Genomic DNA, 6,923 nt, shown 5'->3' with positions numbered 1-6,923 from the left:
TGTCCCGCGACGCGAAGCCCGCCGAGGACCGCGCGACCACCGACACCGACACCGCCCCGCAGGCGGACGCGGACACCACCGACGACGCGGTGGACACGCACGCCGAAGGCGACGAAGCGGCCACTGCGGACACCGCGGAGGCGAGCGCCCCCGCCGAGGGCCAGGACGAGTCCACGGCGCAGGCCGCGGCCGACACCGGCACGGTGATCGAAGAGGCCCCCGCCGCGCCCGTGGAAGCGAGCGACGCGGACCGGACAGGCGCGGAGGCCGAGGCAGCGGCGGACGACGCGGAGAAGACCCCCGTCGACGAGGCGCCCGAGCCCCATGCCGTCGCCGAAGCCGAGTCGGCAGACGCCGGCACGGCGGACAAGGCCCGGCCCGCAGCTGTGGAGCCCGAAGCCACGACCGCTGAGCCGGCCGGTGCCGAGGCGGCTGCCACCGCCGACACCGCCGCCGACACCGTCGCCGCGGACGACACCGCGGCCGCGCCGCAGGCCGACAGCGACGCGCAGCCGGAGGCTCAGGAGCCCGCCGGCGACAGCACGCCCGTCGCGGTCATCCCCGCCCAGGCCGACAGTGCGCCCACCGAGGACGCCGAGCCCCAGGCCGAGCCCGAGCTCGAGGCCAAGATCGAGATTGAGGCCGAGGTCGAGGCCGAGCTCAAGGCCAAGGCCGAGGTCGAGGCCGAGGTCGAGGCCGAGGTCGAGGCCGAGACGGTCGCAGCTGCTGCTTCCGCCGACGAGGCGGTGACGATCCCCGCCGCGCGCGACGAGGCCGCCGCCGTGGAGGCGATCGCTGCCGCCGAGGCGCAGGCGACCACGGAGCCGACGCCCGCCGCGCCCGCCGCAGGCGAAGGCACCGACGCCGACGCCGATGCCGAGCCCGCCGGAAAGCCCGCCAACTCCCTCGCGCAGATCAAGGCGCGGGCCGCCGGGCTCGTCGGGGCGTACCGGACGGCCGGGACCGTGCTCGAGGACACCGGGGTTGCCGGGACGCGAGCCACGGTGTATCTCGTGCTGGACCGGTCCGGGTCGATGCGGCCGTACTACAAGGACGGCAGCACGCAGCAGCTCGGCGAGCAGGTCCTCGCCCTCGCCGCGCACCTCGACGAGGCCGCGACCGTGCACGTCGTGTTCTTCTCGACCGACATCGACGGGACCGGGCAGCTGACGCTCACCGACCACGAGGGCCGCGTGGACGAACTGCACGCAGGCCTCGGCCACATGGGGCGCACCAGCTACCACCGCGCCGTCGAGGAGGTCGTCGAGCACTACGAGAAGTCCGGCAGCGACGGACCCGCCCTCGTCGTCTTCCAGACCGACGGCCCGCCGGACGCCAAGCAGCCCGCCAAGCAGGCCCTGGCGGACACCGCCGCGAAGCCGATCTTCTGGCAGTTCGTGGCGTTCGGGGAGTACGACGCCAAGGGCTTCGACTTCCTCCGCAAGGTCGACGCGGACCAGGACGCGGCCAACGCCGCGTTCTTCCACGCCGGTCCGGACCCCCGCGAGCTCACCGACACCGAGCTCTACGAGGGCCTCCTCGGCGCCTTCCCGAAGTGGCTGAACAGCCGCAGCAGCCGGGCCGTCGGACCGCTGGACCGCTGAACCGCGCCGGGAACGGCGGAGGGCAGGCTCACCCGCACCACGAGCCCGCCCTCCGCGCCCGGCCCCGCCTCCGCCGCTCCGCCGTGCGCGACGGCGATCGACCGGACGATGGAGAGCCCGAGCCCCGCTCCCGGCCCCATCCGGTCGCGGCCCTCACCCCGCCGGAACGGCTCGAAAAGCCCGGGGACGTCCTCCGCGGCAATCACCGGACCCGTGTTGGCGACCACCAGGACGCCCTCGTCCACCGTCACGTCCACCGTCCCGCCCGGCACGTTGTACGCCACCGCGTTCGCCACGAGGTTCCGTACCAGCTGGGCCAGCAGCAGACGGCTCCCCCGCACCACGCCACCGCCCTCGTCCTCCGCGACCAGCACCCGCATGCCCTCTTCTTATCGGACGGGATGTTTCGGGAACGTCTCCGGGGGACGGCCCGGATCTCTCGGGTGTGAGTCGATCTTCCGGCGGCCGTTAGGATTTCGACCATGGCGGCCACTGGATCCGAGAAGCAGGGGACGAAGGCTTTCTACGTCTCGACCCCCATCTACTACGTCAACGACGCTCCTCACCTGGGCCACGCCTACACGACCGTCGCAGGCGACGTGCTCACGCGCTGGCACCGTCAGCGCGGCGAGAAGGTGTGGTACCTCACCGGCACGGACGAGCACGGTCAGAAGATCATGCGCACCGCGGAGGCGAACGGCGTCACCCCGCAGGAGTGGTGCGACACGCTCGTGGAGGAGGCGTGGAAGCCCCTCTGGCAGCACCTGGAGATCGCGAACGACGACTTCATCCGGACGACGGAGAAGCGGCACACGGACCGCGTCCAGGAGTTCGTGCAGGACCTGTACGACAAGGGCGAGATCTACAAGGGCGGGTACGAAGGCCCGTACTGCGTGGGCTGTGAGGAGTACAAGCTCCCCGGCGAGCTGCTGGACGGCGACGGGGGCACCTCCCAGGGCGGAGCCTCCGGGGGAGAGTACGCCGGGCAGAAGCTGTGCCCTGTGCACAAGAAGCCGGTGGAGATCCTCAAGGAGGAGAACTACTTCTTCAAGCTCAGCGAGTACGGCCCGAAGCTGCTGGAGTTCTACGCGGAGAACCCCGGCTTCATCCAGCCCGAGTCGGCCCGCAACGAGGTCGTGAACTTCGTCAAGCAGGGCCTGCAGGACCTGTCGATCTCGCGCTCGACCTTCGACTGGGGCATCCCGATCCCGTGGGACGAGAAGCACGTCATCTACGTGTGGGTCGACGCCCTGCTGAACTACGCGACGGCGGTCGGCTACAACGAGAACCCGGCGAAGTTCGAGGAGACCTTCCCGGCGAACGTGCATCTCGTCGGCAAGGACATCCTCCGCTTCCACGCGATCATCTGGCCGGCGATGCTGATGGCGCAGGGCCTGCCGGTGCCCGGGAAGATCGCGGCCAACGGCTGGCTGATGGTCGGCGGCGAGAAGATGTCGAAGTCGAACCTGACCGGCATCAAGCCGCAGGACCTGACCTCGCACTTCGGCGTGGACGCCTACCGCTGGTACTTCCTGCGCGCGATCGCGTTCGGTCAGGACGGCTCGTTCTCGTGGGAGGACTTCACCGCCCGCTACACGAGCGAGCTCGCCAACGACTACGGCAACCTGGCGTCGCGCGTCGCCGCGATGGTCGGCAAGTACTTCGGCGGCTCGCTGCCGGAGGCGGCGGCGAACGGCGACGCCGAGAAGGCGGTCCAGGAGGGCCTGGCCAAGGCCGTGGCCGAGGCCGACCGACGAATCGGCGAGGAGCTGGACTTCCAGGGCGGCGTCCTGGCGGTCTTCGACTTCGTGAAGCAGGTCAACGGCTACATCACGGCGCAGGAGCCGTGGAAGGTCGCCAAGGACGACTCGAAGGAGGGCAAGGCCCGCCTCGCGACCATCCTCTACACGGCGGCCGAGTCCCTGCGGGCCGTGGCGGTCCTGTTGAACGCCGTCATGCCGGACACCTCCCAGAAGCTCTGGGACTCGCTCGGCGCCGAGGCGTCCCTGGGCGCCCTGGCGGACCAGCGTGTCCAGGACGCGGCGTCCTGGGGCCGGCTCCCGGCCGGCTCGACGGTGACGAAGGGCGCGGTGCTGTTTCCGCGTCTGGAGGAGCCGAAGAAGGACTGACGCCTTCGCGCGTGCTGCTCGATCTCCGGACGGGTTCGTCCCGAGCCCGTCCGGAGATCGAGGACGGACACGCCGGCGCACCCGGCGCGTCCACGGGGTCCGGGACGGAGCCCCGGACCGGGAGGGGGCGGGGCGGGGGCAAAGCCCGCCGCAGAAACCCCGCCCCCGGACGCCATCCGCGTCACCGCGCCAGCGACGCCGCGTCCCCCATCACCACCACCGGTTCCTTCTCCGGGTCCAGCCACCGCAGCAGTTCCCGCATGTACTCCCGCGACAGCGACACGCACGCCTGCGTGGGCCCCGCATGGTCGACGTGGATCCAGACCCCGCCGCCCCGGTCCCACCCCATGGGCCGCCTGCCCTCGTCGTAGAGCGGCGACCTACCGGGCCAGCGGTTGTAGTTGATGGCGACGACGTAGTCGAAGGAACCGTCCAGCGGCTCCCCGAGGAATCCGGTGCCGTCCGTGGAGAAGTCCGCGGCCTGGTAGTACGGCAGCTTCGCGCCCGGATCCGGCAGCAGGCCACCCGCGTCCGTGAGCCCGAAGACCCCGATCGGTGAGCGGTTGTCGCCGGCCCAGTGCTCGTCGGTCCAGCCCTTCAGCGCGTTGTGGGCAGGCCAGTTCCCGAGAGCGCGCTGCCAGCCCTTCGTCCGGTCGCGCTCGTACAGGACGACCGTGGAGTGGGTGGAGTCCCGCGCGTCGCCGCTCACGACGACGGCCTGGGTGGTGTCGTCCGGGACGAAGCCCCGGGTCGCCGGGCCGAGCCCCGGGAGCTCGGCGGGCCGCGCCGGGACGGCCTTGCCGTTGGCGGCCTGCGGGTGCGGCGGCCCCGGCGCCGGGCGCGGCGGCGTGGGTTTCGCGCAGCCCCCGAGCAGCAGCCCGGCGGCCAGCAGTCCGGCAGCCGTCCCTGCTGCCGCTGCTCTGGTCAGTACGGTGCTGAGCACTCCGCCATGTCCTCTCGTGGTCCTACACCTGTCCCTGCCCTCCCTTCCCGTTCGGGCCGCCCGCGGTCCTTCCCCGCGGCGCGAACGACTCGGAAGGAGCACGAAAAGGGGCACGGATTACGCGAGAACGCGTAAGGGCCCGGAACCTTTCGGTTCCGGGCCCTTACGTGCGGCTCCCGTGCGGCCTGTCGCCACACGTGGTGTGCCTACTTGGTGGGCTTGTACGGCGTCGGCTTCGCCGGACCCTTGTAGACGCCGATGTGGAGCTCCTTGAGCCGGGCCTCGTCGACCTCCGCGGGCGCGCCCATGAGCAGGTCCTGTGCGTTCTGGTTCAGCGGGAAGGCGATCGTCTCGCGGATGTTCGGCTCGTCGGCCAGCAGCATCACGATGCGGTCGACGCCCGGGGCGATGCCGCCGTGCGGCGGGGCGCCGTACTGGAAGGCGCGGAGCATGCCGGAGAACTCCTGCTCCACGGTCTCCCGGTCGTAGCCCGCGATCTCGAAGGCCTTGAACATGATCTCGGGCTCGTGGTTACGGATCGCGCCGGAGGACAGCTCGACGCCGTTGCAGACGATGTCGTACTGCCAGCCGAGGATGTCCAGCGGGTCCTGGGTCTCCAGGGCCTCGAGGCCGCCCTGCGGCATGGAGAACGGGTTGTGCGAGAAGTCGATCTTTCCGGTCTCCGCGTCCCGCTCGTACATCGGGAAGTCGACGATCCAGCAGAAGCGGAAGACGTTCTCCTCGAAGTGGCCCGCACGGCGCGCGGCCTCGACCCGCACCGCGCCCATGATCTTGGAGACCTCTTCGAAGTCCCCGGCGCCGAAGAACACCGCGTGGCCGGGCTTGAGGCCCAGGCGCTCGGTGAGGACCTTGGTGTTCTCCTCGGTGAGGAACTTGGCGATCGGGCCGGACAGCGCGCCGTCGTCGCCGACGCGCACCCAGGCGAGGCCCTTGGCGCCCTGCTCGACCGCGTACTCGCCGAGCTGGTCGAAGAACTTCCGCGGCTGGTCCTGGACGGCCGGCACCGGGAGGGCGCGCACGTGCTTGCCCGCGAAGGCCTTGAACTCGGAGCCCTCGAAGACGTCGGTGATGTCGACGAGCTCCAGCCGGGCGCGGAGGTCCGGCTTGTCGGAGCCGTACTTGAGCATCGCCTCGCGGAACGGGATCCGCGGGAACGGCGAGGTGACGTGGCGGCCGCCGCCGAACTCCTCGAAGAGCTCGGTCATCAGCTTCTCGACCGGCTGGAAGACGTCCTCCTGCTCGACGAAGGACATCTCGATGTCGAGCTGGTAGAACTCGCCCGGCGAGCGGTCGGCGCGGGCGTCCTCGTCGCGGAAGCAGGGCGCGATCTGGAAGTAGCGGTCGAAGCCCGCGATCATCAGCAGCTGCTTGAACTGCTGCGGGGCCTGCGGCAGCGCGTAGAACTTGCCGGGGTTGAGGCGGGACGGCACCAGGAAGTCACGGGCGCCCTCGGGGGAGCTCGCGGTGAGGATCGGGGTGGCCATCTCGTTGAAGCCGAGCGCGGTCATCTTGTGCCGGATGGCAGAGATGACGGCGGTGCGCAGCATGATGTTGCGGTGCATGCGCTCACGGCGCAGGTCCAGGAAGCGGTGCTCCAGGCGCCGCTCCTCGTTGACACCGTCGTCCGTGTTGATCGTGAAGGGCAATTGGGCGGAGGCGCCGAGCACCTCGACGTCGGTGACCTCGATCTCGATCTCGCCGGTGGGCAGCTCCGGGTTGACGTTGTCGGCGCCACGGGCGGAGACCTTGCCGTCGATGCGGACGACGGACTCCTTGGTCATGTGGCTGAGCGCCTCGTTCGCCGGGGTGCCGGGGCGGGCGACCAGCTGGACCAGACCGTAGTGGTCGCGCAGATCGATGAAGAGGATGCCGCCCAGGTCTCGGCGATTGTGCAGCCAGCCGCTCAGCCGGACGTCTGTGCCGACGTCAGAGGCGCGGAGCTCGCCGCAGGTGTGGGACCTGTACCGATGCATCGTCGTTCATCCAGTCTTCGTCGCGAGGGAGATGGGGGCAGACCCACCCAGGTTACCGTCCGGCCCGGGTTCCCCCTTGCCGGAATACGCGTCGGCCGCGCCCTGCCGTGCCCGGGACCGCCAGGGGAGGCGCCGGTACCCCGGCGTGCAAATGCCTACGACACGTGAATTCAGTAGGAAAATGTGCACCGAGGACGTCCTGGCCGCGATCGCGACCGGCCTGTGGAGCTGGGACAACGCCTCCGGAACCGTC

4 protein-coding genes and 1 pseudogene are annotated in these 6,923 nt (G+C 70.7%); 2 read left to right on the top strand and 3 right to left on the bottom strand.

The genetic code is table 11. The features are described from left to right. Positions 1 to 1,604 (top strand): VWA domain-containing protein (locus ABT078_RS16075; protein WP_351228021.1); only part of this gene is annotated, 1,604 nt, incomplete at its 5' end. On the opposite strand, the pseudogene ABT078_RS16070 reads toward ABT078_RS16075, so the two are convergent. Beyond that, positions 1,526 to 1,951: pseudogene (locus tag ABT078_RS16070) on the bottom strand (ATP-binding protein); the annotation flags it as partial. The gene ABT078_RS16075 and the pseudogene ABT078_RS16070 overlap by 79 nt on opposite strands. Before the next feature lie 135 nt (positions 1,952 to 2,086). Here ABT078_RS16070 and metG point away from each other — a divergent pair. After that, positions 2,087 to 3,733 carry a methionine--tRNA ligase gene (metG, locus tag ABT078_RS16065; RefSeq protein WP_351228019.1) on the top strand — a complete coding sequence of 549 codons (1,647 nt, stop codon included), beginning with the start codon at positions 2,087 to 2,089 and terminating at the stop codon, positions 3,731 to 3,733. A 181-nt stretch (positions 3,734 to 3,914) separates the two neighbouring features. Here the strand turns inward: metG and ABT078_RS16060 are convergent, their stop codons facing one another. After that, positions 3,915 to 4,676 (bottom strand): L,D-transpeptidase family protein, encoded by a 762-nt coding sequence (locus tag ABT078_RS16060; RefSeq protein ID WP_351228017.1) that lies wholly within the window; start codon positions 4,674 to 4,676, stop codon positions 3,915 to 3,917. A gap of 206 nt (positions 4,677 to 4,882) precedes the next feature. Then, positions 4,883 to 6,670 (bottom strand): aspartate--tRNA ligase, encoded by a 1,788-nt coding sequence (gene aspS / locus ABT078_RS16055; protein WP_351228015.1) that lies wholly within the window; start codon positions 6,668 to 6,670, stop codon positions 4,883 to 4,885. Between the last annotated feature and the right edge of the window lie 253 nt (positions 6,671 to 6,923).

Origin of the sequence: Streptomyces sp. NPDC002133, from assembly GCF_040296405.1 — a bacterium.
Lineage (GTDB): Bacteria > Actinomycetota > Actinomycetes > Streptomycetales > Streptomycetaceae > Streptomyces.
The sequence above is the reverse complement of the archived record's forward strand: the minus strand, read 5'-3'. Positions and strand labels throughout refer to the sequence as shown.